Source organism: Zobellella aerophila (genome assembly GCF_039539325.1).
GTDB lineage: Bacteria > Pseudomonadota > Gammaproteobacteria > Enterobacterales > Aeromonadaceae > Oceanimonas > Oceanimonas aerophila.
Window position 1 is genome coordinate 1,612,396 of sequence record NZ_BAABCX010000001.1, and the last position, 23,330, is coordinate 1,635,725.

25 protein-coding genes, 1 tRNA gene, 1 rRNA gene and 1 pseudogene are annotated in these 23,330 nt (G+C 56.6%); 17 read left to right on the forward strand and 11 right to left on the reverse strand.

Translation table 11 applies throughout. The features are described 5' to 3' along the window. Positions 1-27 precede the first annotated feature (27 nt). Together truC and ABD806_RS07480 are read right to left on the reverse strand one after the other, a co-directional pair. A complete protein-coding gene (truC, locus tag ABD806_RS07475; RefSeq protein ID WP_344956349.1) occupies positions 28-759 on the reverse strand; it encodes a tRNA pseudouridine(65) synthase TruC in 732 nt (243 codons plus the stop codon). Further along, the gene (locus ABD806_RS07480; protein WP_344956351.1) at positions 756-1,091 is read right to left on the reverse strand and encodes a YqcC family protein; all 336 of its coding nucleotides are present in this window, start codon (positions 1,089-1,091) and stop codon (positions 756-758) included. The genes truC and ABD806_RS07480 overlap by 4 nt, the downstream gene beginning before the upstream one ends. Positions 1,092-1,180: 89 nt before the next feature. Between ABD806_RS07480 and ABD806_RS07485 the strand changes: the two genes are divergently transcribed. From ABD806_RS07485 to ABD806_RS07505, 5 genes are all read left to right on the forward strand, one after another. Then, entirely contained in the window at positions 1,181-2,212 is a 1,032-nt protein-coding gene (locus ABD806_RS07485; protein ID WP_344956353.1) for a DUF3549 family protein, read from the forward strand. After that, on the forward strand, positions 2,209-2,496 hold the full coding sequence (locus ABD806_RS07490) for a DUF3301 domain-containing protein (protein ID WP_344956355.1): 288 nt from the start codon (positions 2,209-2,211) through the stop codon (positions 2,494-2,496). Before ABD806_RS07485 ends, ABD806_RS07490 begins: the two co-directional genes overlap by 4 nt. Positions 2,497-2,697: 201 nt before the next feature. After that, the gene (locus ABD806_RS07495; RefSeq protein WP_344956357.1) at positions 2,698-2,925 is read left to right on the forward strand and encodes a DUF2789 domain-containing protein; all 228 of its coding nucleotides are present in this window, start codon (positions 2,698-2,700) and stop codon (positions 2,923-2,925) included. A 73-nt stretch (positions 2,926-2,998) separates the two neighbouring features. Further along, on the forward strand, positions 2,999-3,277 hold the full coding sequence (locus ABD806_RS07500) for a hypothetical protein (protein WP_344956359.1): 279 nt from the start codon (positions 2,999-3,001) through the stop codon (positions 3,275-3,277). Then, positions 3,277-4,050: a Zn-ribbon-containing protein gene (locus ABD806_RS07505; RefSeq protein ID WP_344956361.1), complete on the forward strand. Its 774-nt coding sequence runs from the start codon at positions 3,277-3,279 to the stop codon at positions 4,048-4,050. The genes ABD806_RS07500 and ABD806_RS07505 overlap by 1 nt, the downstream gene beginning before the upstream one ends. Before the next feature lie 27 nt (positions 4,051-4,077). Here the strand turns inward: ABD806_RS07505 and syd are convergent, their stop codons facing one another. Then, positions 4,078-4,620, reverse strand: a complete 543-nt coding sequence (gene syd / locus ABD806_RS07510; RefSeq protein ID WP_344956363.1) for a SecY-interacting protein — start codon at positions 4,618-4,620, stop codon at positions 4,078-4,080. A 56-nt stretch (positions 4,621-4,676) separates the two neighbouring features. Here syd and queF point away from each other — a divergent pair, with 56 nt between their 5' ends. The 6 genes from queF (at position 4,677) to ABD806_RS07540 (ending at position 11,998) form a co-directional block, all read left to right on the forward strand. After that, the gene (queF, locus tag ABD806_RS07515; protein ID WP_344956365.1) at positions 4,677-5,528 is read left to right on the forward strand and encodes an NADPH-dependent 7-cyano-7-deazaguanine reductase QueF; all 852 of its coding nucleotides are present in this window, start codon (positions 4,677-4,679) and stop codon (positions 5,526-5,528) included. A 127-nt stretch (positions 5,529-5,655) separates the two neighbouring features. Next, positions 5,656-7,911: a tetratricopeptide repeat protein gene (locus tag ABD806_RS07520; RefSeq protein ID WP_344956367.1), complete on the forward strand. Its 2,256-nt coding sequence runs from the start codon at positions 5,656-5,658 to the stop codon at positions 7,909-7,911. A 258-nt stretch (positions 7,912-8,169) separates the two neighbouring features. After that, a complete protein-coding gene (gene ppnN, locus ABD806_RS07525) occupies positions 8,170-9,525 on the forward strand; it encodes a nucleotide 5'-monophosphate nucleosidase PpnN (protein ID WP_344956369.1) in 1,356 nt (451 codons plus the stop codon). 63 nt (positions 9,526-9,588) lie between these two features. Then, the gene (xni, locus tag ABD806_RS07530) at positions 9,589-10,359 is read left to right on the forward strand and encodes a flap endonuclease Xni (protein ID WP_344956482.1); all 771 of its coding nucleotides are present in this window, start codon (positions 9,589-9,591) and stop codon (positions 10,357-10,359) included. A 97-nt stretch (positions 10,360-10,456) separates the two neighbouring features. Beyond that, on the forward strand, positions 10,457-11,464 hold the full coding sequence (locus tag ABD806_RS07535; protein ID WP_344956371.1) for an isocitrate dehydrogenase: 1,008 nt from the start codon (positions 10,457-10,459) through the stop codon (positions 11,462-11,464). Positions 11,465-11,587: 123 nt separating this feature from the next. Further along, a complete protein-coding gene (locus ABD806_RS07540) occupies positions 11,588-11,998 on the forward strand; it encodes a hypothetical protein (RefSeq protein ID WP_344956373.1) in 411 nt (136 codons plus the stop codon). Here ABD806_RS07540 and rlmM read toward each other — a convergent pair. Genes rlmM through ABD806_RS07560 form a run of 4 tightly spaced genes read right to left on the reverse strand, consistent with a single transcriptional unit; the run spans position 11,975 to position 14,961 of the window. Beyond that, positions 11,975-13,066, reverse strand: a complete 1,092-nt coding sequence (rlmM, locus tag ABD806_RS07545; RefSeq protein WP_344956375.1) for a 23S rRNA (cytidine(2498)-2'-O)-methyltransferase RlmM — start codon at positions 13,064-13,066, stop codon at positions 11,975-11,977. The two genes, ABD806_RS07540 and rlmM, sit on opposite strands and share 24 nt — an antisense overlap. Continuing rightward, positions 13,066-13,449 carry a DUF423 domain-containing protein gene (locus ABD806_RS07550; RefSeq protein WP_344956377.1) on the reverse strand — a complete coding sequence of 128 codons (384 nt, stop codon included), beginning with the start codon at positions 13,447-13,449 and terminating at the stop codon, positions 13,066-13,068. Before ABD806_RS07550 ends, rlmM begins: the two co-directional genes overlap by 1 nt. Further along, positions 13,439-14,053 (reverse strand): alpha/beta fold hydrolase, encoded by a 615-nt coding sequence (locus ABD806_RS07555; protein ID WP_344956379.1) that lies wholly within the window; start codon positions 14,051-14,053, stop codon positions 13,439-13,441. The genes ABD806_RS07550 and ABD806_RS07555 overlap by 11 nt, the downstream gene beginning before the upstream one ends. After that, a complete protein-coding gene (locus ABD806_RS07560) occupies positions 14,053-14,961 on the reverse strand; it encodes a transcriptional regulator GcvA (RefSeq protein ID WP_344956381.1) in 909 nt (302 codons plus the stop codon). Before ABD806_RS07560 ends, ABD806_RS07555 begins: the two co-directional genes overlap by 1 nt. A 182-nt stretch (positions 14,962-15,143) precedes the next feature. Here ABD806_RS07560 and ABD806_RS07565 point away from each other — a divergent pair, with 182 nt between their 5' ends. Then, positions 15,144-15,770, forward strand: coding sequence for a DUF2726 domain-containing protein (locus ABD806_RS07565; protein ID WP_344956383.1), 627 nt, complete (start codon positions 15,144-15,146; stop codon positions 15,768-15,770). Between the two features lie 152 nt (positions 15,771-15,922). On the opposite strand, the gene speB is transcribed toward ABD806_RS07565, so the two are convergent. Further along, complete coding sequence (speB, locus tag ABD806_RS07570; RefSeq protein ID WP_344956385.1) at positions 15,923-16,891, reverse strand: agmatinase; 969 nt, start codon at positions 16,889-16,891, stop codon at positions 15,923-15,925. A 213-nt stretch (positions 16,892-17,104) separates the two neighbouring features. After that, the gene (locus ABD806_RS07575; protein ID WP_344956387.1) at positions 17,105-17,995 is read right to left on the reverse strand and encodes a LysR family transcriptional regulator; all 891 of its coding nucleotides are present in this window, start codon (positions 17,993-17,995) and stop codon (positions 17,105-17,107) included. A gap of 190 nt (positions 17,996-18,185) precedes the next feature. Here ABD806_RS07575 and ABD806_RS07580 point away from each other — a divergent pair, with 190 nt between their 5' ends. The 5 genes and pseudogenes from ABD806_RS07580 (at position 18,186) to ABD806_RS07595 (ending at position 22,767) form a co-directional block, all read left to right on the forward strand. Beyond that, entirely contained in the window at positions 18,186-19,208 is a 1,023-nt protein-coding gene (locus ABD806_RS07580; protein WP_344956389.1) for a TRAP transporter substrate-binding protein, read from the forward strand. A 76-nt stretch (positions 19,209-19,284) separates the two neighbouring features. Next, a complete protein-coding gene (locus ABD806_RS07585; RefSeq protein ID WP_344956391.1) occupies positions 19,285-19,950 on the forward strand; it encodes a TRAP transporter small permease in 666 nt (221 codons plus the stop codon). After that, on the forward strand, positions 19,947-21,227 hold the full coding sequence (locus tag ABD806_RS07590; RefSeq protein WP_344956393.1) for a TRAP transporter large permease: 1,281 nt from the start codon (positions 19,947-19,949) through the stop codon (positions 21,225-21,227). The genes ABD806_RS07585 and ABD806_RS07590 overlap by 4 nt, the downstream gene beginning before the upstream one ends. A 186-nt stretch (positions 21,228-21,413) precedes the next feature. Next, positions 21,414-21,608, forward strand: coding sequence for a transposase (locus ABD806_RS18020; RefSeq protein ID WP_425583079.1), 195 nt, complete (start codon positions 21,414-21,416; stop codon positions 21,606-21,608). A gap of 58 nt (positions 21,609-21,666) precedes the next feature. Continuing rightward, positions 21,667-22,767, forward strand: a pseudogene (locus tag ABD806_RS07595) (IS3 family transposase). Positions 22,768-23,011: 244 nt separating this feature from the next. Here the strand turns inward: ABD806_RS07595 and ABD806_RS07600 are convergent. Both ABD806_RS07600 and rrf read right to left on the reverse strand, forming a co-directional pair. Next, positions 23,012-23,088: transfer RNA gene (locus ABD806_RS07600), tRNA-Asp, on the reverse strand. 33 nt (positions 23,089-23,121) lie between these two features. Further along, a 5S ribosomal RNA gene (rrf, locus tag ABD806_RS07605) occupies positions 23,122-23,236 on the reverse strand. Positions 23,237-23,330: the final 94 nt, after the last annotated feature.

Here is a 23,330-nt window from a genome sequence, read left to right on the forward strand (position 1 = left end):
AATGAATATTAACCCGGCCGGCGGAGCCTAATCGAGCGCTCTTTGCCAACCGAACTCACAAATAAGCGATTGCCAGGCCGGATCCAGTTCCCCCTGCAGGCGCAGGGGTTGCGTCGTGACCGGATGGGACAGGCTTAACTGGTGGGCGTGCAGCAGCAGCCGCTCACAACCGAACTGCCGGCGAAAAAACGCATTATGACGACCATCCCCATGAGTGGTATCGCCGACGATGGGGTGGAACAAATGGGCCATGTGCCGGCGCAGCTGATGCTTGCGCCCGGTTTCCGGGTTCAGCCGCACCAGGCTGTAGCGGCTGGTGGCATGTTTCTTCGATACCGCGAAGGGCAATTCCACCCGGGCCAGGCTTTGCCAGTGGGTCACCGCAGGCTGGGGCGGTTTTTCCGTATCGGCAAACTTGTCGGCGATTTTGTCCAGCTTATGGCTGAGGGCATAGTCCAGCGAACCCTGCGGCGGCATATAACCACGAACCATGGCCAGGTAGGCTTTTTCCACCCGCCGCTCGGTAAACACCAGGGTCAGCTGACGCGCCACCTCGGCACTCTTGGCGAACAATAACACCCCCGAGGTCGGCCGATCCAGCCGATGCACGGGAAACACATGACAGCCCACCAAATCCCGGGTCAGCTGCATGGCGAAGCGGGTTTCGTGTTTATCCAGCCAGCTGCGATGCATCAACAGGCCGGCAGCCTTGTTGACCGCCACCAGCCAGTCATCTTCATAAATAAGCTGGATGTTCATGCTTCGCGGATAACCCGTTTACCGGTTAAGCTCTCATCCAGCAGGGCGATCGCTTCCTCCAGGGCCCGGGTATTCTCGGGCAGGTCCTTAAAGCTTTCTGTCGCCATCGGATAGAGGGCGATACTGGTCGGCAAGGGGGCGCCGGCGTCCAGCAGGGCCTGCATCCGGGGGATAAGGACAAACTGCAACCATTGGGGGAAGGTCAGGGTATCCAGGCAGAAGGGCTCCTGGCTGGCCAGGGCCTCGGGGGCGGGGGGCTGAGCCTGCCACCATGACAAGACTTTGAGTTCTTGTTCGATGGCATAGAGCCGGGTTTGAGGATCCGGATTCATGGGTGTCACTCCATTTACAAAGATGCCTTAACTATACCATCTTGACCCTAACCTCCCTATAATTCCGCCTGTCTGAACAGGAGGCCCCAATGCAAATCAATACCTTGAGCGAATTTTTAACCCGAGCCGGTACAAAGTTTTGCCTCTATGACCTGGGCCGCCGCCTGCAACCCCTGAAAAATACCGATTTTGAAGAGATCGAGGCCGGCCGCCGGCCTTATCCCTGGCCCCTGCAACGCCATGCCTGGCTGGCGGTGAGCTACTGGTCGAAGCCTGGCCAGCCACCTTATATCTGGTTTTTAAAACTGCCCCTGGATGAGCGGGGACTGCTGAACCCGGCGGCGGTCAAGCACTTTCTCTCCGCCCTGGTTGAGCAGTTGGGCCAGGATCTGGGGGCGCCCCTGACCGACGCCCAACAGCAGCAACTGGCGCAGACGCCCTTTACCTTTCAACCGCCCCAGGACAAGCTGGCCGCCTTCCATGCCCGGCTCAGCCTGGATCTGGGTCTGCCCCCGTCGGCCTACCTGGCACCGGCACAGGCCTACCTGGAGGCTCCCGGGCTGGATAACTGGCAAGCCCTTGGCCTGCAGGGACTGGCCGATCTGGTTGCCAGGCTGCCTTCCGACGAAGCGCTGTGCCGGCAACTGGCCGACCGCCTGTTCGACTTGCCCCTGCCGGTGCAAAATGTCCTGCTGAGCCAGTGTGAACACCACACCATCCCCTCCCCCCTGGCCCGGACGCTGCTCGACGCCATCAACCCCGAGCTGGAGCGACAGCAGCCGGATGAGGAGCGTATCGCCCTGTTGCTGAGGGCCACTGCCGGTTGTACGCCCTTTGCCGCCCGCCGGGACAAACTGTCCAGCCTGCTGGCCATGGCGCCGGGGCAGACCCTGATGCTGACCATAGCAGCGCGGCTCTGGCAGGAACTGACCGACGAGGCCCTGCTGTTCGCGTTTTTGGATATTCTGGCCAGGCAGCACGGCGACCTGTTTAACGGCCTGTTTGCCGAGCTGGTCTCCACCCCGGCCCTACGCCCGCTGATCCTCGCCAATTTGCACAACCCGGCGCTGTCGGACGAGCTGCGGGCCGCCATCGGCAACCTGCTGACCCTCACCCGATGACCGAGTTATTAGCCATCCTGGCCCTGGCCCTGCTGGCCGCCGGCTACTGGCATATTCGCCGGCAAAGCGAATTCGCCTATCACTGGCTGAGACAGTATTGCCGTCGGCAGGACCTGCAATTGCTGACCCTCTATCGTTACCGTTATCGCTGGCGCCAGGGTCGCCTGCTGGCCCAATTTAAATTTGAATTCAGCCACGATGGTTTGCAGCGCGATGAAGGGGACCTCTGGCTCCATGGCCTGAGGGTGGTGGATGTGTCCCTGCCGGTGTTGAGAGAACCCTGAACCAGGAGGTGTCCCGTTACTGTTCGTGATGTCGTCGCTACCTCAACAGGCCATGATCGAGGCAGCCGGCACAATGCATAGCGGGTCCATGGATAGCCGGCGATAGCCGGCTAACGTGGGACACAGCCTCAGCGTAATGAATGCACAGTAATGGAACACACCCTAGCCTATGCTATAGGGGACACCACACAAGGAGGCTGTATGGAACACATCATTCACCCGTTTAGTGAATTATTTGAACAGCTGGGTCTGGACGCCAGCCATGATGGTATCGAGCACTTCCTGGCCAGCCACCGCCTTCCCCCCGATATGGAACTGGTGGACGCTCCCTTCTGGAGCAAGGCCCAGGCGAATTTTTTAAAGGAAGGCCTGCTGGATGATTCCGACTGGGCCGAGATTATCGATCACTTAAACGTCAGTTTACGGTGACGAAAAGCAGCGGGAAGGAGGGCAGCGACCGCGTTCCCTCCTTCCCGTCCCCTGTTAATGTTAAGGAGTAGCCATGTCCAGTCAGGATATTATTGCCGCCATCCACAGCCTGATCAGCGAAGGCAAAAGCGTGTCTACCGCCGCGGTCAGGGCACGGATGAGCGGGCCGGTCAACATGGCCAGCCTGATCCAGCTGGTCAATCAATACAAGCAGTCCCCCGCCAGCTTGGCCCCCATGACTGAGCAGACCCAGACCAAAGCCGCCCAGCAAGCAAGTCAGGAACAGCGCATCAATGCGCTGGAGGAGCGGGTGGCCCGGCTGGAACAGTTGCTGGCCGGGAAGGCTGGCTGATGTGGGTCTGTGAACTGACCTTTGACTGCTACCAGGATATCCAGCTGGCCGACGCCGAACAGGCCGTGCGCCGACTGCTGGATGCCCTGCGCTATAATGGCCAGATCCTCGGCCGGGAATTTCCCACCAGCATTCATCAGGGCTGGTTGACCAGCCGGGTGGTCTGTCCCGAGCGGGACAGCCTGCATCCCCGGCATCACAGTCGACAGGTGGAACTGGCCATCGAACAGCTGCAGCAGGTCGGCCTGCTGGCACCCAAGCTGCAGGTCAGGGGCCAGGATCTGAACTCGGACACCACCGATGACTGTACTTCCCCTGGCTGGCAGTTGCTCTACACCACCTACCTGCACACCTGCTCGCCCCTGCGCTGCGGCAAGCATTTTTCGCCCATTCCCCTGTATAAGATACCGGCTGTGGCCAATGGCGACCACAAGCAGGTATTGAAGTGGCAGGAAGATTGGGAGGCCTGTGATCAACTGCAGATGAACGGCTCTGTGATGGAGCATGCTGCCCTGGCCGAGCTGGGCGAGCCCGGCAGCCGCCTGGCCAGACGCGGCCGGGATCTGGCCAAGCGCATCGAATACCTGACCCGGGTGCCGACCTTCTATTACCTGTACCGGGTCGGCGGCGAAAGCCTGGAAAAAGAGCAGCAACGGCCCTGCCCCGGCTGTGGCAACGACTGGCGGCTGAGCGAACCGTTACATGATATCTTCGACTTCTATTGCGAGCCCTGCCGGCTGGTATCGAATCTATCCTGGGATTTTAAGAACTAGGGAATGGGGAATGGGGAATGGAAAAACCTAATCCCCCACTCTCACCGGCTCCAGCCGACCTAAAAAGCCGGCCAGCGTCGGCGCCAGCACGCCGATTTTTCCTTTCCCCAACCGTTCCAGAATCACTTCACCCGTATGGTTGTCCAGGCACACCAGCCGGTGCTCGTCCCGGCAGCTCGCCAGGAACCAGGTCGCCGGCAGGCCCAGGCGTTGCTGCATCAACTGATGGCCGATCAGGTTCTCCTGCAGGCGTTCAAAATCATCCTGGTTCCAGGGTTGTAGTAAATCGATAAACAGCCCCTTGAAGCAGGCCGTGACATGAGCGGCGAAATAATGACCATAATAGGAAGCCAGATCCGGATGTATCGGCATCGCCAGCGCCCTGGCCAGGTTGTCAAACGAACCGGGAACCGGCCTGCACCAGGGGCGCCAGGCTACCCGCCCCTGCCGGGGAGGCAGGTATTCGGCAGGAGAGAGGAACTCTTTATCGTAGTCAACCAAGCCATGGCCTCCCAGGCGCTGCCAGCGGGTAAAGAATTCGCCCAGGGCCATCACCACTTGATCTTGCATGCCAAAGTCTCACAATAAGGCGTTAATGCCGCGCATTCTACCAACCGGAATTGAAAATGACACCTGAACAGAAATACCAGCACAGCAAGGCACTGGCAGACCTGCCTCTGGGCAAACAAAGCGGTTATGTGTGTGAATATGATGCTAGCCTGCTGCAGCCAGTGCCCCGCAGCCTGAACCGGGATGATCTGGGGCTGGACGCCGAGGCCCTGCCTTTCCATGGGGAAGACTTGTGGGGTCTGTATGAATTGTCCTGGCTGAACCCCAAGGGCAAGCCCATCGTCGCCATGGGCGAAGTACGGGTGCCGGCCACCAGCACCAACCTGATCGAATCGAAGTCATTCAAGCTGTACCTCAACAGCTTTAACCAAAGCCGCTTTGCCGACCTGGAAGAAGTGGAGGAAATACTGACCCGGGACCTGTCAATCTGCGCCCAGGGCCAGGTCAAGGTCACCCTATTTGAGCTGCACTCGGCACCGGCACAATTTGGGGACCTGCCCGGAGACTGCATCGATGACCTGGATATCGAAGTCAACCAGTATCAACCCAGTGCCGGCATGCTGAGTGACGCCACCGAAGCGGAAGTGGTCACCGAGACCCTGCACAGCCACCTTTTGAAATCCAACTGCCTGGTGACAGGCCAGCCCGATTGGGGCAGCCTGATGATCCGCTACCAGGGGCCGCGTATCAAACGGGATGCCCTGCTACGCTATTTGATCTCCTTCCGTCAGCATAATGAATTTCATGAGCAGTGTGTCGAACGTATCTTTATGGAACTGATGCACCACTGCCAGCCTCAGGCCCTGACCGTCTACGCTCGCTATACCCGTCGCGGCGGCCTGGATATCAACCCCTACCGCAGCAATGTCCCCGGAAAGGCGGCCAATGTGCGGTTGTTGCGCCAGTAACGGGACACACCCTAAACCATGCCGGTGTTTTTGCTTATCGCCCGGGCATGGATGGCGGGGCTGGACTATAAGCGGACAGCTCCGTAAACTGCCATCTTATATGTTGTTTTTTCGGTAGCCTAATATAGTGATTCTGTCTGTCGCCGTCCTGGTGTCCCATCTAGCCGGTTCCCCTCCCCTGCTCGAATACCAGCCTGAGCCTGCTGAATTACAGCGGGCGCGACAGCTATTGATCAGCCGCCCTGCCGAATGCATCGCCTTGACCAACTATTTCCTGCAGCGGGATGAGGCGGATCCCGAACAGCTGATCAATTCCCGCCAGGATCGTGTCTATCAGGATCAGGGCAACACTTATCGCACCCGGGAACAAACCCTGGCGGCCCTGCAAATACAGGCCTTGTGCCAGGCCAACGAGGGCCTGATGCTGCCCGCCGACGCCAGCCTCGATGAGGCCATCGAACTCGGCAAAAATGCCAGGCAGCCTCACAGTCAGGCAGCCAGCCTGTTACTGAAAACCAAACTGACCCTGGCCCAGGGCAAAACGGATCAGGCCCAGCTACTACTTGCCCAGGCCGAGGAACTGGTCGGACAAAGCAAACAGGATCGGGAGCTGCTGGCGAAGCAGCTGCAATTGCTGCAGGCCGAAAGCCTGCTCGAACAGCATAAATTTGACGAGGCCAAACTGGCTTTTGAACAGATAAGGCTGCAGGCACAACAACAGGGAGATCTGGAGTTGCAGGCCTGGGCCAATTACCTGTTGGGCGACTATTATCGGTTGCTGCAACAGGCCGAACTGGCCCTGTCCCACTATGTTGAAACCCTGGAGCTGCTGACCGAGCAACATCAGTATTATCTCAAAGCCCTGGCCGCCGAAAATGCGGCGACCTTGTATGCCGGGCTGGGAAATCCGCAAAAAGCGGTGTTCTACGCCAACCAGGCGACCACCGAGTTTGAATTGCTGGGTAACGGCCCGCTGCTGGTCGGTTCACTGATCAGCCTTGGCCGGGTCACCCGGGCCAATGATGACGCCAACCTGGCCCTGGTCTATTTTTTTAACGCCATGGATCTGGTGCGTATTCAGGGAGATGCCGGCCTGATGTCCCGGCTTTATTATGAGGTTGGCCAATCCTATCTGAACCTGAAACAGTTCAAGGATGCCCTGCACTACCTCAACCTGGCCCGGGCCCGCTTCCAAATGCAAAATGATCAGCCACGCCTGGTTGATACCCTGCTGCTGCTGGGCAGGTTGCATCAGGATCAGCAAGAGCCTGGCCTGGCCATGTTACAGCTGGAAAAGGCCCAGACCCTGGCGGAGCAACTGGACGATGTGCCCCGCCTGATTGAAAGCCACAGGTTGCTGGCCCTTGGCTATGAACAGAACGGCAATTATCGCCAGGCCCTCACCCACCAGCAGGCCTTTCATAACTACTATGAGCGGGCCTCACAATTGAACCGACTGCTGACCCAGAGCTTGATACAGGAAAGTGACCAGCAGTTACAGCAAGAACGGGAGCTGGCAGAGCTGCATCTGCAGAAAGACAACCTGCAGCAAGAGCGGCAACGCTTCGCCATGCTGGCCGTCGGTTTGAGCCTGATCTCCCCCCTGTTGCTCTATGGGCTGATGCGTAATCATATCCGCTGCCGTCGCCTGCAGCTTAAGGCCGACGGCTTACAACAATCCCTGCTGGTCGAGCCCAGGACCGGGCTGTCCAACTGGCGCCAGCTGATGCAGCGCCTGCCCCAGGAAATGGCCAAGCGCCAGCAAAGGTCCGAACAATGGTATCTGAATGAAGCCATTGCGCAGCCCTTCAACGACAAAATTTACTATTTTTTGATCCGCGTTCCCTTTATGGCCGATCTCAATGAAAAACTGGGACTGGATTATGCCCTTAAGATCCAGCAAAACCTGGGCGACTATCTGCAGGGACGCATTCATCCCAAGGCCCGTATCTATGATCTGCGTGACGGCCAGTTTATTTACGTGATATCCCAGCGCCAAGTGCCGGAGCTACAGCAGGCCATTGCCAGCATTGAACGCATGTTTGATGAGTTTCCCTGCCCGTTCGAACTGGACCGGCGGCTGGCCATCGGTATTATCGGCCACCCTTTTTTACCCAAGGCGCCCCATGCGATGGATGATATGCGCCTGAGCGACATCCTCTATCTGGCCATGGCCGCCGCCCATCAGCTGTCGGAACAGACCGGAGATGCTACCTGGGTGGAGTTATTGGCGGTCGATTGTCAGCAGGCCGCCTTCTTTAACGGAGATATTCGTCATTGTTGTATTCAGGCCATTCACAAGGGCCTGGTGAAGGTGAACAGCTCCCATCAAAAACAGCGCATTGATTGGACAAGCCTGGTGCCGGACCCCATAGCTTCTTGATATGGTTGCTAAATAGCTGCTACTAATACTGATACACTGGGGTGCTCGGTACCTAATGACCACTCAACATATCGATACATTTTGGTCGTCGGCAATACAGATAAACGGCGGCCCTGTACTTCCAGGGATGGCTTGACGGCGTCTCTGAACCAAGTTCCCACTGCTGTAACACTATCCGGATCAGGCAGTTAACCTGACCGAGATGAGTTCTCAGGTGTCCGCTGCAGAAAAAATAACAATATTACTCACGGAGTATCCATGATCACCCATATAAACCCTGTCGGCAGTATGAACCTGCTGTCGCAAATTGAAGTGGATCGCCTCAAACAATCGGCTTCCGGGAATCTTTACCAACTGTTTCGTAATTGCGCCCTGGCGGTGCTCAACTCGGGCAGCAAAACCGACAGCTCGAAAGAGATCCTCGAACGTTATAAATCCTTTGATGTCAATGTGATCCGCCGGGAACGAGGGGTCAAGTTGGAGCTGTTTAACCCGCCCGAGCACGCCTTTGTGGACGGGGAGATCATCCGCGGTATCCAGGACCACCTGTTTTCCGTGCTGCGCGATATCATCTATGTGCACAGCCACCTGCAGCTCACCAAGCAGCTGAACCTGACCCAGTCGATACATATTACCGATCTGGTGTTTTCCATCCTGCGCAATGCCGGCACCGTCCATCCCGGTATTGACCCTAACCTGGTGGTTTGCTGGGGTGGTCATTCCATCGACGCCACCGAATACCAGTATACCCGCGAGGTAGGCAACGAACTGGGCCTACGCGAGCTGAACATCTGTACCGGCTGTGGCCCGGGCGCGATGGAAGGACCGATGAAAGGGGCTGCGGTGGGGCATGCCAAGCAGAGGGTAAACGGCAGCCGCTATATCGGCCTGACCGAGCCCTCGATTATCGCCGCAGAGCCACCCAATCCCATTGTCAACGAATTGGTGATCCTGCCGGATATCGAAAAACGGCTGGAGGGGTTTGTACGCATGGCCCACGGTATTATCGTGTTTCCCGGCGGGGTGGGCACGGCGGAGGAGATCCTTTATATCCTGGGCATTATGATGCACCCAGAAAACCGGCACCAGCCCATGCCCATCATACTGACCGGGCCCAAGGAAAGTGCCAGCTACTTTAAAAGCGTGGACGACTTTATCGGCAATACCCTTGGGCCGGAGGCTCAAAGTCTGTATCAAATCATCATCGATGATCCTGCCGAGGTCGCCCGCCAGCTGAAAAATGCCATGCCCCTGGTACGCGACTACCGCAAGTCGGTGGGGGATGCTTATTCCTTTAACTGGTCCTTGAAGATAGAGCCCGAGTTTCAGCTGCCCTTTGTACCCGATCATGAAAACATGGCCAACCTCAACCTGCACTGGGAACAGCCGCCCCAACAACTGGCGGCCAACCTGAGGCGAGCGTTTTCCGGCATCGTCGCCGGCAACGTCAAGGAGGGCGGCATCCGCGCCATCGAGAAAAAAGGACCTTTCCTGATCAATGGTGCACCTAAACTGATGAAAATGATGGATAAGCTGCTGCAGCAATTTGTAGACCAACAACGTATGAAGCTGCCCGGCTCCCAGTATGTGCCCTGCTATCGTATTAACCGCTGACCAGTGACAGTGAGTGGGGAAACAGCTAACCCTGATCCCCAATCATGACTCCCCGACTTTAACATCATGCAACTACTTATTATCGACGCCCTCAACCTCATCCGCCGCATCTACGCGGTACAGACGAGTCAGCATCAGGATGAAGTCAGCCAGCTGGCAACGACCCGGACTGCCGTGGAACAGGTTGCCCAGAAACTGCTTAACCAATTTACGCCCAGCCATGTGGTGGCGGTATTTGACGGGGCACCCAAGGGATTCCGCCATCGACTCCACCCCGACTACAAGGCAGGCCGTCCTCCCATGCCCGACCAACTGGCGGCACATCTGGAGCAGTTACAGCAATCGTTCTGGCAGTTGGGCATAGATGCCCTACTATCAGATACAGACGAAGCCGATGACTTGATTGCTACCCTGGCCAATACCCTAGCCGCCCATCAACGTCAGGTGACCATAGTGTCAACCGACAAGGGATTTTGCCAACTGCTGAATCCCTGGGTGCGACTCTGGGATCACTTTAACCAACGCTGGCTGGACGCTGATCATGTACAGCAACGATATGGCTTGGCGGTAGAACAACTGGTGGATTACTGGGCCCTGACCGGCGTCTCCGGCAGCGGCATCAAGGGGGTGCCCGGCATAGGTCCCAAGCGGGCCCAGGCGTTATTGCAGCACCACGGCAGCCTGGATCAATTGCTGGCTGCCCGAGTGGAAAAACGAGATGAGCAAAGGGTCCGGCAGCATGCCTCCCAAGCCCTGCTGGCGCGGCAACTGGTCAAGCTGGTGGATGACATCGAGCTGGGATTTAACCTGAAAGATCTGCGTTACCGGCGTTAGACTAAAGATAAATGGCGGAAAATCCTTAAAAATGCTATAAATATCCGGCTGTTCTAGCGACTCTATTCTTATAATTACAGATAACGGAAAGCTGCCCATGAGTAAACGCAGTATTACCGTGATCCCGGGTGACGGCATAGGCCCCAGCATTATCGACGCCGCCCTGAAAATATTGGATCACGCCGGTTGTAACTTCCATTACGACTTCGCCGATGCCGGCCTGATGGCCCTGGAAAAGCACGGTGAACTCCTCCCCCCCAGCACCCTTGACCTGATACAAAAAAATAAAATCACCCTGAAAGGCCCCCTTACCACCCCGGTTGGCGGCGGTTTTACTTCCATTAACGTCTCCCTGCGCAAACATTTTAACCTCTACGCCAATATCCGCCCCGTGGTCTCTTTTGAAGGCACCCAAAGCCGGTTCAACAATATAGATATCATCACCATTCGGGAAAATACCGAAGGCATGTATTCCGGCATGGGGCAGAAACGCTCGGACGATAATGCCAGTGCCGAGGCGATGAGCGTGATCACCCGTGAAGGCGCCGAACGAATAGTGACCGCCGCCTACGAGCTGGCCCGCCAGGAAGGGCGTAAAAAAGTGACTGCGGTCCATAAGGCCAACATCCTTAAATCCACCTCCGGCCTCTTCCTGGAAGTTGCGCGAGAGGTAGCCAAACGCTACCCTGATATCGAAAGCAACGAGATGATTGTGGATGCCGCCTGTATGAATCTGGTGATGTACCCCGAGCGCTTCGATGTCATTGTTACCACTAACCTGTTCGGCGATATTTTATCTGATTTGTGTGCCGGCCTGGTCGGTGGCCTGGGGATGGCGCCGGGTGCCAACATCGGCAAGGATGTAGCCATATTTGAAGCCGTGCATGGCTCTGCGCCAGACATTGCCGGTCAGAATATTGCCAACCCCTGCTCGGTGATCCTCGCCTCTATCCAGATGCTGGAACATTTGGGGATGCAAGACAAGGCACGCCAAATCCGGGAAGCCGTGCGCACAACCATTGCCGAAGGCAAAACCGTGACTCGGGATTTAGGGGGGAACGCCAGTACCACCGAATTCACCCAGGCAATTATTGCCAATCTTTGAAATACTTATCGGGTTTAAGCCCTGGCTATAACGATAGGGAATGGGGCCATGCCCCATTCCCTGCTTGCGTTCGACCTCGGGCGACACATAAAGCTGCTATAACTAATACTAGTGAGTTTGGAAATGGTGGCAGCAATTATGGACAGCCGGCTGTACTTCGTCTTGTTAATCATCCCCCTGTCGTTACCAGCAGAAACCTTCAATTGGCGCTTTTCGCTGGACCCCCGCAATTTGATCAGCGAAAGCCCCGCGCGCTATGGGATGGATATAGAGCTGCAGGAAAACCAGGAAGGTGCAAACCGGGTGAGGGCCTTCCCCCGGCTGCAACTCACACCGCAAAGCTCGGTCAGTCTGTCGATCAAAAATTACAGGCCCAACCTCAACGTTGACGGTCGCCGCTACAAATCATCGTTAAGGCTGAGAGGAGACGGGGTCAAGGTGCGAATCAGGCCGACCGACCCCAAGAATAACCTGGAGATCGATATCAAGGTCACCGATGATGAATCCTTATTAGGGCTTAGGTACAAGTTTTGACACCTTCCGCGGCTGAAATACATGCACGGTAATTTCTTCCCGATCATGATATAACTGCTTGGCCTGTACTTGAAATCCCCCCAGTTCCTCCAGTTTTTCCTTTAGCTGCTGCAGATTATATACCGCCTCGGCGTAACGCTTTTTCATCGGCAACTTAAGATTAAACATGGCCTCCTGACAGTCTTCGCTCACCAGCCAGTCCGCCATCAGCGCCACCACACGGGCGGGTTTTTCCACCATGTCACACACCAGCCAGTACACATTCTTACGCACCGGACGGAATTTAAAGCCGTCTTCCCGGTAATGCTTCACCTGGCCGGTATCCATCAGAGATGGGCTCATGGGGCCGTTATCCACGGCGGCCACCATCATGCCCCGAGCGACCAGCTGATAGGTCCAGCCTCCCGGTGCCGCACCCAGATCCACCGCGCGCAAACCGGAGGTCAGGCGGGTTTCCCACTCCTCCTTGGGAATAAACACATGGAAGGCCTCTTCCAGCTTTAAGCTGGAGCGGCTGGGCGCGTCGGCGGGAAAACGCAGGCGGGGGATGCCCATGTGGAAGGGCGAATGATTGTAGGAATAGGAATAGCCCAACATCAGCCTGTTATTGGCCAGGAAAAACACATGCAGGGTCGGCCTGTTCCTGGTTTCTGTCTTGGTCAATAGGCCCTTGCCCCGCAGTGCCTGGCGTACGGGTACCGTGAACTTGCGGCAGAAGCGGGACAATTCCTTGCCGTCGTTGGTATCCGGCGTTTCCACTCGAATATCGCCGCACAAGGGCATGCCTTCCGCAGCCGCCAGGATGGGGCTGATACGATCATCGAGCGGCAATTCATCCAGCTCGGCACAGACCACCAGCATCTGGCGGGCAAAGATCAGCTCGCGATAGGGCAGCTTGCGGGCCAGCAGATCCCCGTCATCATCCTGATAACACTCGTATACCACATAACCGCTGTCGTCCTTGGCCCGGGCAAAGCCGGGACATCCCATGGCCGCCGCCCTATCCTGGATTTCCGCCGCCGCTTCTTTTTCAAATCCGGGACGGCAATAGATTAATAGCTGTTTCATCAAGACCTCAACCAGGTACGACCGGCCAGCAGCACGCTTAGCCAACCAGCCATAAAACACAGGCCACCCAAGGGGGTAAGCCAGGCAATTCCCTTGGTGCCCAGGAGCACAAGGGCATAAATACTGCCACTGAACATCAAGATGCCCAGGGTAAATAAGGCTCCGGCCCAATGCAGAGCGTTGACGGCCTTGTAACGCAGCGCCAATACCAGCAATAACAGCGCCAGGGCATGATAAAACTGGTATTGCACCCCGGTATTAAAGGCCGTGACGGCGGAGGCCGACACGCCGCTGCCGGCCAAGCCATGGGCGCCATAAGCGCCCAGGGCGGTGGCGGTCAGCCCGAACAGCCCAGCCAGATAAAACCATGCTTTATTGAGCAAGAATAAAACTCCTCATGCGGGCAACGACGGCGGTCAGATTCTGCTCCTGGGTAAAACCAGATGACTTGCGTGGCATAAAGCTGTGATCCCCATCGTTTACCCAACAGGGCTGTACCGTCTCGGCCAAATCGACATTGGCCACATCTTGCCGGTTTCCGAACGTATCCCGTTCTCCCTGTAACAGCAGGGTTGGCGTCGCCATGGTCGCCAGGTGCTGTCCCCGGAAACGCTCGGGCTTGCCCGGCGGGTGGAAGGGAAAGCCCAGCAAGATTAGCCCTTTTGGCGCCAGCTCATCGGCCACCAGGGATGCCATGCGTCCCCCCATCGACTTGCCGGCCAGAAACAGTCTCGGATGGGCAAACTCGGCGGCCAGGGCACGCCAATGCGCCAGTAGGACCGACTCCCGATCGGGCGGTCGCTTGCGGCCATCCTCCCGAGTTTTCTGCATATAGGGAAATTCGAACCGCACCACTTGGATATGCTCATCACCCAGCCCCTCGGCCAGGGCCACCATTACCGCATGGTCCATGCCGGCACCGGCGCCATGGGCCAACAGCACCCGGTTGGGCGCCTGGGCATCCCCATTGATTAATATCTGTGTCATCAGGTCAGCGCCTTTTGCTTTTCTTCTTTATTAACCAGAGCCAGTACCCACTCCCTGAAGGCGGCAATCTTCCCCAGGGAGGCCTGGGTTTCATGGCACACCAGGTAATAGGCATTCTTGGAGATCAGCACTTCCTCGAAGGGACACACCAAGCGGCCCGCGTCGATTTCCGGCTGGGTCAGCACGCTGTGCCCCAACGCCACTCCCTGACCATGAATCGCCGCCTGTATCACCATGGAAGAATGACTGAAAATAGGCCCCTGGTTGACATTGGCCGCCTGAATATCCAGCTGCCTGAACCAGGCTTTCCAATCCCGGCGGGAGGTATCGTGCAACAAGGTATGGCGCATTAAATCGTCCGGTGTTTTCAGCGGCTTGCTGCCCCTCAGCAACATGGGCGAGCATACCGGGATCAGGTACTCCGTATGCAGCTTGTCGGCCCGCAGGCCAGGCCAGTTGCCGCGCCCATAATAGATGGCGATATCCACGTCATCGGTCAGCGATCCCTCGTCCAGATCCACCGCCTTGATACGCACATCTATGTCCGGATGCATCTCGCTAAAGCGCACCAAACGCGGCACCAACCACTGAATGGCAAAACTGGGCTGCAGACTGACGGTCAGTGCCCCCTTGGCACTCCGTGCCAGCAGTCGTTCGGTAGCATCGGAGATGGACGAAAAAATATCTTTAATTTCAAGGAAGTAACTTTGGCCTTCTTCGCTCAGTAATAGGGAGCGGTTACGCCGGCGGAACAGCTTGATGCCCAGGTATTCTTCCAATCCCTTGATCTGATGGCTGATGGCAGCCTGAGTCACAAACAGTTCTTCGGCCGCTCGCGTAAAACTCAGATTACGCGCAGCGGCTTCAAACGCCTTGAGCGCATTTAACGGGGGCAGTCGCCGGGACATCCGGACCTCTAATAAGGTTTTCTAATGACAGCGATTATAAGGGGGCCTGCCCGGACAAGCCAGTGAAGGCGTATATCTGTGCTATTTATTATTGATGACGATCCGACCGAACCTGTTCATCTTTATCGCTCTTCAGTACACTGAGCCGGTTCAATCTAAACCAGACCTTTACAGCGGGCCCTATGACTGACTTATTCCCTATTTCACTGATTGATTGGCTGGTCGTTTCCGCCGTCATCCTGCTGGTATTAATCCTGGCTATCGGCCTGCTGCGGCGGTTGTTCCGTCGTTCCCCCAAGCAACCCTATCGGCTCAAGCCGCTGTTCGGTCCGGAAGAGGCGACGGCCTTGAAATTGCTGGAGGGGGCAATCGGCCGGGAGTTGAGGATATTTCCCGCGGTCCGGCTTACGGATGTGCTGGCGCTATCGCCCAAACTCAAGAAGGCGCACCAGGAACAGGCCTGGCATCGGATCTATGGCGAGCGGCTGGACTTCGTGCTCTGTTCGCCCCGGGATCTCAAGGTCAGGCTGGCGATAGCCCTGATCGATGACAGCCTGAGTAAGACCGAGCACCGCAACCATCACAGCCTGCTACAAGCGGTGGTCGATGCTGGCCTGCCCCTGGTACACCTGTCGGCCAAGACATGGCCGACAGAAGAAGAGTTGCGGGAAGAAATTCAAATGGCTCTCAAGCAGCCAGCCGCCTCCGAGTCCGTCATGCATGCCGGCAAGGGCCGTATCGAGCCCACCCTCGGCCTCCCCCCCGAGCCTGAATTACAGGACAGACAGGATACGGATCACCGTTTATAGTACCGCGCGGGCCCGGAAGGCGGCGTAAGTACGCGAAACCTCTCGGAGTACACTTGGCAACGTGAACCGGGGCTTAAGAATGGAGGCCATGGCGCCAGGACCGGGCCATGTGATGACAAGCCTGCCGGCAATGACGCCGGCAGGCTTTGCTTTCATTGACCTTGCTGACGTAATTGACGGCCGTGGAAGACATAGCCGATCAGGTTCATCAGTACCTGCGCCGCCAGTATGCTGGTGGTGCCGGTATGATCATAGTCTGGGGCCACTTCGCACAGATCGATGCCCACGACCTCTCCACTGAACGCCACCCCCTGCAGGATCTCCATCACTTCGTAGTAAGTGAAACCACCATGGCTCGGAGTGCCGGTACCGGGGGCGATGGAGGGGTCAAAACCGTCGATATCTATGGTGATGTAATAGTTAACCCCTTTCGGAATCAGCTCCAATACCCCTTGTGCGCCCAGCCGGCGCACATCGCGCACGGACAGTATGGTGGAGCCAGCATCCTCTGCCGCCTTGTGATCCGCACGGTTGGACGAGGAGACATTGCGGATCCCCAGCTGGGTCATCCCGGTGACAAACTCCTGCTCGGAAGCACGGCGCAGCGGGTTGCCGTGACCGAAGCGGACACCATGACGCTCATCGACAAAGTCGAGGTGGGCATCTATCTGGATGATATGGATAGGCCCACGGCCCTCGAATGCACGGATACAGGGCGCATTGACCGAATGGTCACCGCCGACGACCACCGGCAGGGCGCCGGATTCCAGGATCTTGCGTACACCGTATTCGATATTGGCATGACATTGCTCGGTGTTGGTATGTACCATATCCGCATCGCCGATATCAACGATGTTGACGCCATCCAGGTACATCACGTCCTCTTCATAAGAATAAGCACCGCTGTGGCCGAAGGAGAATAGCGTCGAGGCTTCACGAACGGCGCGCGGCCCCATTCGAGCCCCTGAACGCCACTGGGTGCCACAATCAAAGGGCGCCCCCATAAAGGCAACGTCGGCCCTGATGTTATCCCAGTCTTCGCAGGTCGGCTTCTTCCCGAAGGTGCAGAAACCAACAAACGGCAGGTTCAAGCGACCTTTTTCGTAGGCATTTCCACTCATATTGTCTACCCCTGTTTAACCAACGGCCTGACCGACCGGTGCTTTGGCTGATAAACGCCCGGATGCCGATGAGGGTCTGAGCGTCGATGACAAACTCAGTATTGCAGACGCCAATACATCTAAAAATATAAAATTTAATATGTTCATATTACATTTTATGATGAAATGTGTAATGATTTTGGAAAAAAGTAGCCGTTAGTACCGCTTAGGGGGTCAGCGCCTCAAAGTCGTTGCCTTGATGCTTGCCTCAACGTCTTCGGCAAAGATCCTGACGATATCCTGCGGTGCCGGAGACGCCCGCATCGCCATGCTGAATTCAGATTGCCAGGACAGGTTAAGATGGTCGAAAGCACGCATTTCCCCGCGCTCGACCCATTGCCTGGCGTAATGGGTCGGCAGGAACCCGAGGAAGCTGCCGCTGGTGATCAGGATCGCCTGTGCTTCCATATTGGATACCACTGCGACATCCCGGGCTTTCATCATCCCCTGTAGCTCGGCATGCTGCAGGTAGGTGCGTGAGGAAACCGGATATTGCCTGAGGGTCTCGAGGGTGATCTCCGCATCCGCCAGCCCAAACAGCGGGTGACGGCGCCCACAGTAAAAACTGTGCGCTTCCATGCACAGGTGCCGGTAACTCAGCGCGTTGTGCCGATTATGGAACAAACCCAGCGCAATATGCAGGTTGCCATTCAGCAGTTCCCGCTCCAGCTCTTCAGGAGGCAGCACCACCAACTTGAGTGATACGTCGTTCTTCCGGCTGTAGAAACGATGGATAGCCTCGGGGATGGGAAAATCGTGATTGGTGATGGTGCTGTCGATCAACCCCAGGCGCAGCGTGCCAGTCAGTTTATCGCGCAACTCGCCAAGCTCGGCCTCAAAATCCGAAATATTGTTGAGCATCTCACGACATTTGCGATAAACCACTTGCCCCTTCTCGGTCAGGCTGAACCCACTCCGCCCACGATGACACAGCTGGAATCCAAGCCGGATCTCAAAATCCCGGATGTGCGTGCTGATCGCCGGCTGGCTCATCCCCAGCACCGACTCGGCACCAACGAAGCCGCCATATTCTGCGACGGTGCAGAAAGTCAGCATATGTTTCATCGAGTAGCTCGCCACCTAGGCCTCCGGATTTTACTGCCTGTCCGAGTCGAAAATACATTAAATTTTAAAATGTATACATATTAAAATTTATATTTTTGGATGGATTAGGGTTTGCAATACTGAGGTTGTTACGAAAGGATTCACATTTTTGTCACAACACATAACCTGACAATCAAAGGAGATGCCGAACATGGCTGAACTCAAGAAACGACTGAAAGCGCTGGCGCTTTCGGCATCCGTCGCCCTGAGCCCCGCCCTCGCCATGGCCGAGGAATGGAAGTTTGCAATCGAGGAAATTCCCGGCTCGATCATGGATGCCTACGCCCAGGAGTTCAAGAAACGCATCGAAGACAAAACCCATGGAGATGTCACCGTCAAGGTCTATCACCTTGGCTCCCTGGGCACCCCCACCGAACTGGTTGAACAGGTCGCCGACGGTGTGGTGCAGTTTGCCAACGTATCTGTGGGCAACCTGGGCACCATAGTGCCCGAGTCCCAGATGTTTCTGTTGACCTACACACTGCCCTCAGACTCCGCGGCCGTCTCTAAATTGCTGGGCTCGAGTCAGGTGATTTACGGTGAACTCGGCAAAGACTTTGAAGCCAGGGGACTGAAACTTCATACCATGTATTCAGAAGGTCCGCAGGTCTGGACCACCAACCGGGAAATTCGCACCCCCGCCGACTTCGATAACTTCAAGATGCGCGTCATGGTGTCGCCCATCCTGCTCAAGGCTTACGATGATCTGGGGGCCAGCCCAACCCCCCTGCCCTTCGGCGAAGTCTATGGCGCCCTGCAGCTCAAGCAGGTAGACGGCCAGATCAACCCCGTGCCGGCCATCGAAGAAATGAAATTTTACGAAGTGACCGATTATATGATCTGGGCAGGTGAGCAGGAGCTCGTGACCTCGGTGATGTCGGGTACCGACTGGTATAACAGCCTGCCGGCCGAACGCAAGCGACTGATCGGCGAGACCACAGCCGAAATGCAGGACTTCACTCATGAGGTGGTCAACCAGTTCAACGAGGACAAGCTGGCCAGGATCAAGGCGGCCAGACCCGATATCAAGATGATTGAACTGACCGAGGAGGAACGCGCAGCCTTCCGTGAGCGCAGCAAGGCAACCCATTCGGCCTATATCGACATCACCGGCAAACGAGGACAAATGCTGCTCGATACGCTGCTGGCCGAGGTCGAAGCGGCGAAGCCTTAACCTGCTGTGGCCAGCCCCCTAAGCTCAGCAAGGGGGCTGGCCTTCCACTCCGCTTACCCGGACCGAGGTCAAGCCGATGCCCTTACATTCCGCCCTAACCAGGATGTTGACCCTAACCGACAAGCTCATCGGCAAAGCCGAAATGTTCGTGCTTGGCTGGGGCATCATCATCATGGCCGTTAACACCATCGCCAATGTGTTTGGTCGTTACCTGTTCTCGCAAAGTATCTATTTCACCGAAGAACTCAACGAGTTCCTGATCGTTATCATCACCTTTATGGGATTGGGCTATGTCACCCGCAAGGGACGTCATATCCGGATGTCCGCCCTCTATGACCTGCTGTCGGCGCGCTACAAGAAGCTGCTGATGGTCGCCATTGCCTCCCTGACCGCCGTGGCGATGTTCATCCTGGCCTGGTATGCTCTCGAATACGTCGCCAAGCTCGCCAGCCGGGGACGAGTGACCCCTGCGCTACAGCTTCCCCTTTATCTGACCTATATCTGGGTGGTGCTCGGCTTCGCCGTGACCGGCATCCAGTATGTGTTGACGGCATTCAGGAACCTGAACCTGGCCGATGAAGATGTCTACATCTCCTTCAGTACGGTGGATGAATACCTGGATCCCGAGATTGCCGAAGTGATGCACCTGTACCAGCAGGACCATATTGTTGAAACCACGGAGCAAGATCAGGCGGCGAAAGCGACGAGTGCGCCGATCGGCTGCAAGGAGAGTAAATCATGACGATGATGATGTTAGCGGTAATGATCCTGCTGCTGTTGGCCGGTTTCCCGATGATGATGCCGCTACTGGCTGCGGCCATGCTGGCCTTTATTGTCTACATGCCGGACCTGAGCCTGCAGGTGGTCGTACAACAGATGATCGGCGGGGTCAAACCGGCTGCATTAATCGCCGTGCCCATGTTTATCCTCGCCGCCGATATCATCACCCGAGGCCATTCAGCCGATCGGCTGGTGGATGTGGTCATGCGCTTTATGGGTCACATCCGCGGCGGGCTGGCCGTTTCGGTCACCGCCGCCTGCGCCCTGTTCGGCGCGGTTTGTGGCTCAACCCAGGCAACCGTGGTGGCGGTCGGCGGCGCCATGCGCCCAAGGATGCTGAAGGCCGGTTATAACGATGCCTTCTCGATCGGCCTGATCGTCAATGCCGCCGACCTGGCTTACCTGATCCCCCCCTCGATCGGCATGATTATCTATGGCGTCATCTCCGGCACCTCGATCTCCGAATTGTTCATCGCCGGCCTGGGACCGGGGCTGCTGATCATTGCCCTGTTTTCACTCTACTGCATCTGGTATGCGAAGCGGCACAACATCCCCGTTGAGCCCAAGGCCAGCTGGGGTGAGCGCCTGCTATCCATACGCCGTGCCGTCTGGCCGTTGGGATTCCCGGCGATCGTCGTCGGCGGTATCTACGGCGGCATCTTTAGCCCCACCGAAGCGGCGGCCGTATGCGTACTCTATGCACTGATCCTCGAACTCATCATTTTCCGTTCGATCAAGGCACGCGATATTTTCGACATCGCGCTGTCGACCGGCGCAGTGACCTCTGTGGTCTTCATCCTGATCGCCGCCGGCGCCGCCTTCTCCTGGGTATTATCCTACGCGCAGATCCCTCAACAGCTCATCGCCGCGATGGGCCTGGATGAGGCAGGCCCCATCATGATCCTGGTGGCAATCAATATCGCCTTCTTCATCGGCTGTATGTTCGTCGATTCCGTGGTGGTCATCCTGATCCTGGTGCCCATCTTCGCGCCCCTGGTCAAGTCGGCCGGGCTCGACCCGGTACTGGTCGGTGTGCTGATCACCCTGCAGGTGGCGATCGGCGCGGCCACGCCGCCTTTCGGCTGCAACATCTTCACCGCCGTGGCCGTGTTCCGGCGCCCGTTTATCGACGTCATCCGGGGCGTGCCGGCCTTCCTGCTGATCCTGTTCGTGGTCACCGTCTTGCTGATCGCCTTCCCCCAGATAGCCCTGTTCCTGAGGGATCTCGCTTTTCGGTAAATATCCTTATTGTCGCCACCAGCTTCGCGAGACCCTATATGGGTCTCGTTTCTGTCTTGGTACGCCGGTGACAGTGCCGGGTGCCACAATCAAACCCTCACTTTTTATCCTTCCAGAAATAGAAAGGATCTGGCAACAGTTTTCCGGACACACAGACGCAGGTAACATCACCTGCCCATAGAAGGTGTGTGTCATGAGCAGAAGAAAGCCAATTCCTATACAGCTGAGTTTAAAGAAGCCGCGGTCAAGCTGGCCGTGGAATCTGAACAACCGGTCACTCAGACCGCCAGAGAGCTGGGTATAAACGTCAACACTCTGCATACCTGGATCAGGAAGTATCACGGTGAGTGGGATGTCAGCTCCGGTGTAACCATCCCCTAAAATCGGTGCATATATCATGAGAGTTCTTCGGCCTACAATGAGGCAAACGGAGAACAACATGAAAAAATCACGCTATAGCGAGTCGCAGATCGCCAAGATCCTGAAAGAGGTCGAAGGCGGTCGTCTGGTCAAGGAAGTCTGTCGAGAATACGGCATATCCGATGCGACCTACTACAACTGGAAGTCCAAATACGGTGGCATGGAAGCCTCCGATGTGAAACGTCTCAAGGAGCTAGAGGAGGAGAACCTCCGCCTGAAGCAGATGTACGCCGAGCTCAGTCTCGACCACAAGTTGCTGAAGGACGTCATCGAAAAAAGCTGTAAAGCCGGCGGTTCGACGAGAGTTGGTTGATTACCTCAAGCAAGTTCATGGCGTCACTACACGCCGGGCCTGCAGGGTCGCTGGCATCAGTGACTCGGTGTATCGCTACCGCCCAGATACGTCTAGAGACACGCCAGTCATCGCTGCCCTTCAGAGCGCAGCTGAACGTTATCCCGCCTATGGCTGTTCAAAGTGCTGAGACGGTGGGGACATGGCTGGAATCACAAGCGGGGGCACCGACTGTACTGTGCACTGAGTCTGAACAAGCAACGTCGAAGTAAAAAGCGGCTCCCGACACGGAACCCCGAACCGTTGAGCGTGCCTTCAACCATCAACCAGTGTTGGTCCGTCGATTTCATGAGCGACAGCCTGTTCTGCCGTCGCCGGTTCCGCACCTTTAACGTGGTGGACGATTTTAATCGGGAGGTGCTGGCCATCGAGATCGATCTGAACATGCCAGCTCCGAGGATCATTTGGGTTCTGGAACGAATCATCGCCTGGCGAGGCTATCCGGCCAAACTGCGCATGGATAACGGCCCTGAATTCATCTCTATGGTGTTGGCAGACTAGGCTGAAGAGAACGGAGTTGCCCTGGAATCTATCAAGCCGAGAACACCAACCCAGAATTCCTATATCGAGCGTTTCAATCGAACTTACCGGGACGAGCTCCTGAACATGTATGTGTTCAGGAACCTCACCGAAGTTCGGGAGCTGACCGAATCCTGGATGACGGAATACAACGATGAACGCCCCTACGATTCCCTGGAGGATCTGACACCATGGGAGTATTTGGCGAAACATCAATGGGCGGAAAACTCTAATTTGCTGTGTAACTAAAACAGGGATGTTTACAATCTATTTAATCAGGTTGGCATTATTCTCTTGAACACAATCCCATTACACCGGCCAGCAGTTGGCTCAGCCAGCCCCCCCGGCTCACAGCTGCTTCAAGCGATGGATTGGATAAGATTGATCTGGTGTCTCATTCTATTGGCATAATGGCGTGCCGATTTCTTCCAGAAGGTCCGGCGCAGCCGTAAAAAAAAAAGCCCTGACCGTCAGGTCAGGGCTTTTTGTTTGATGGCGGAGCGGACGGGACTCGAACCCGCGACCCCCGGCGTGACAGGCCGGTATTCTAACCAACTGAACTACCGCTCCGCAAAAGCTGTGTAGTACGGGACTAAATTGGGTGCCTGGCAGTGACCTACTTTCACATGGCAGCTGCCACACTATCATCGGCGCGGGTGCGTTTCACTTCTGAGTTCGGCATGGGGTCAGGTGGGACCACAACGCTATCGCCGCCAGGCATAAACTGGGTTGTTGACCAGTCTGGGTCAACAACATCTGGAAAACTGATGAACCATTCTTGCTTTGTAGTCTCGACCGCAAGGCCTCACACT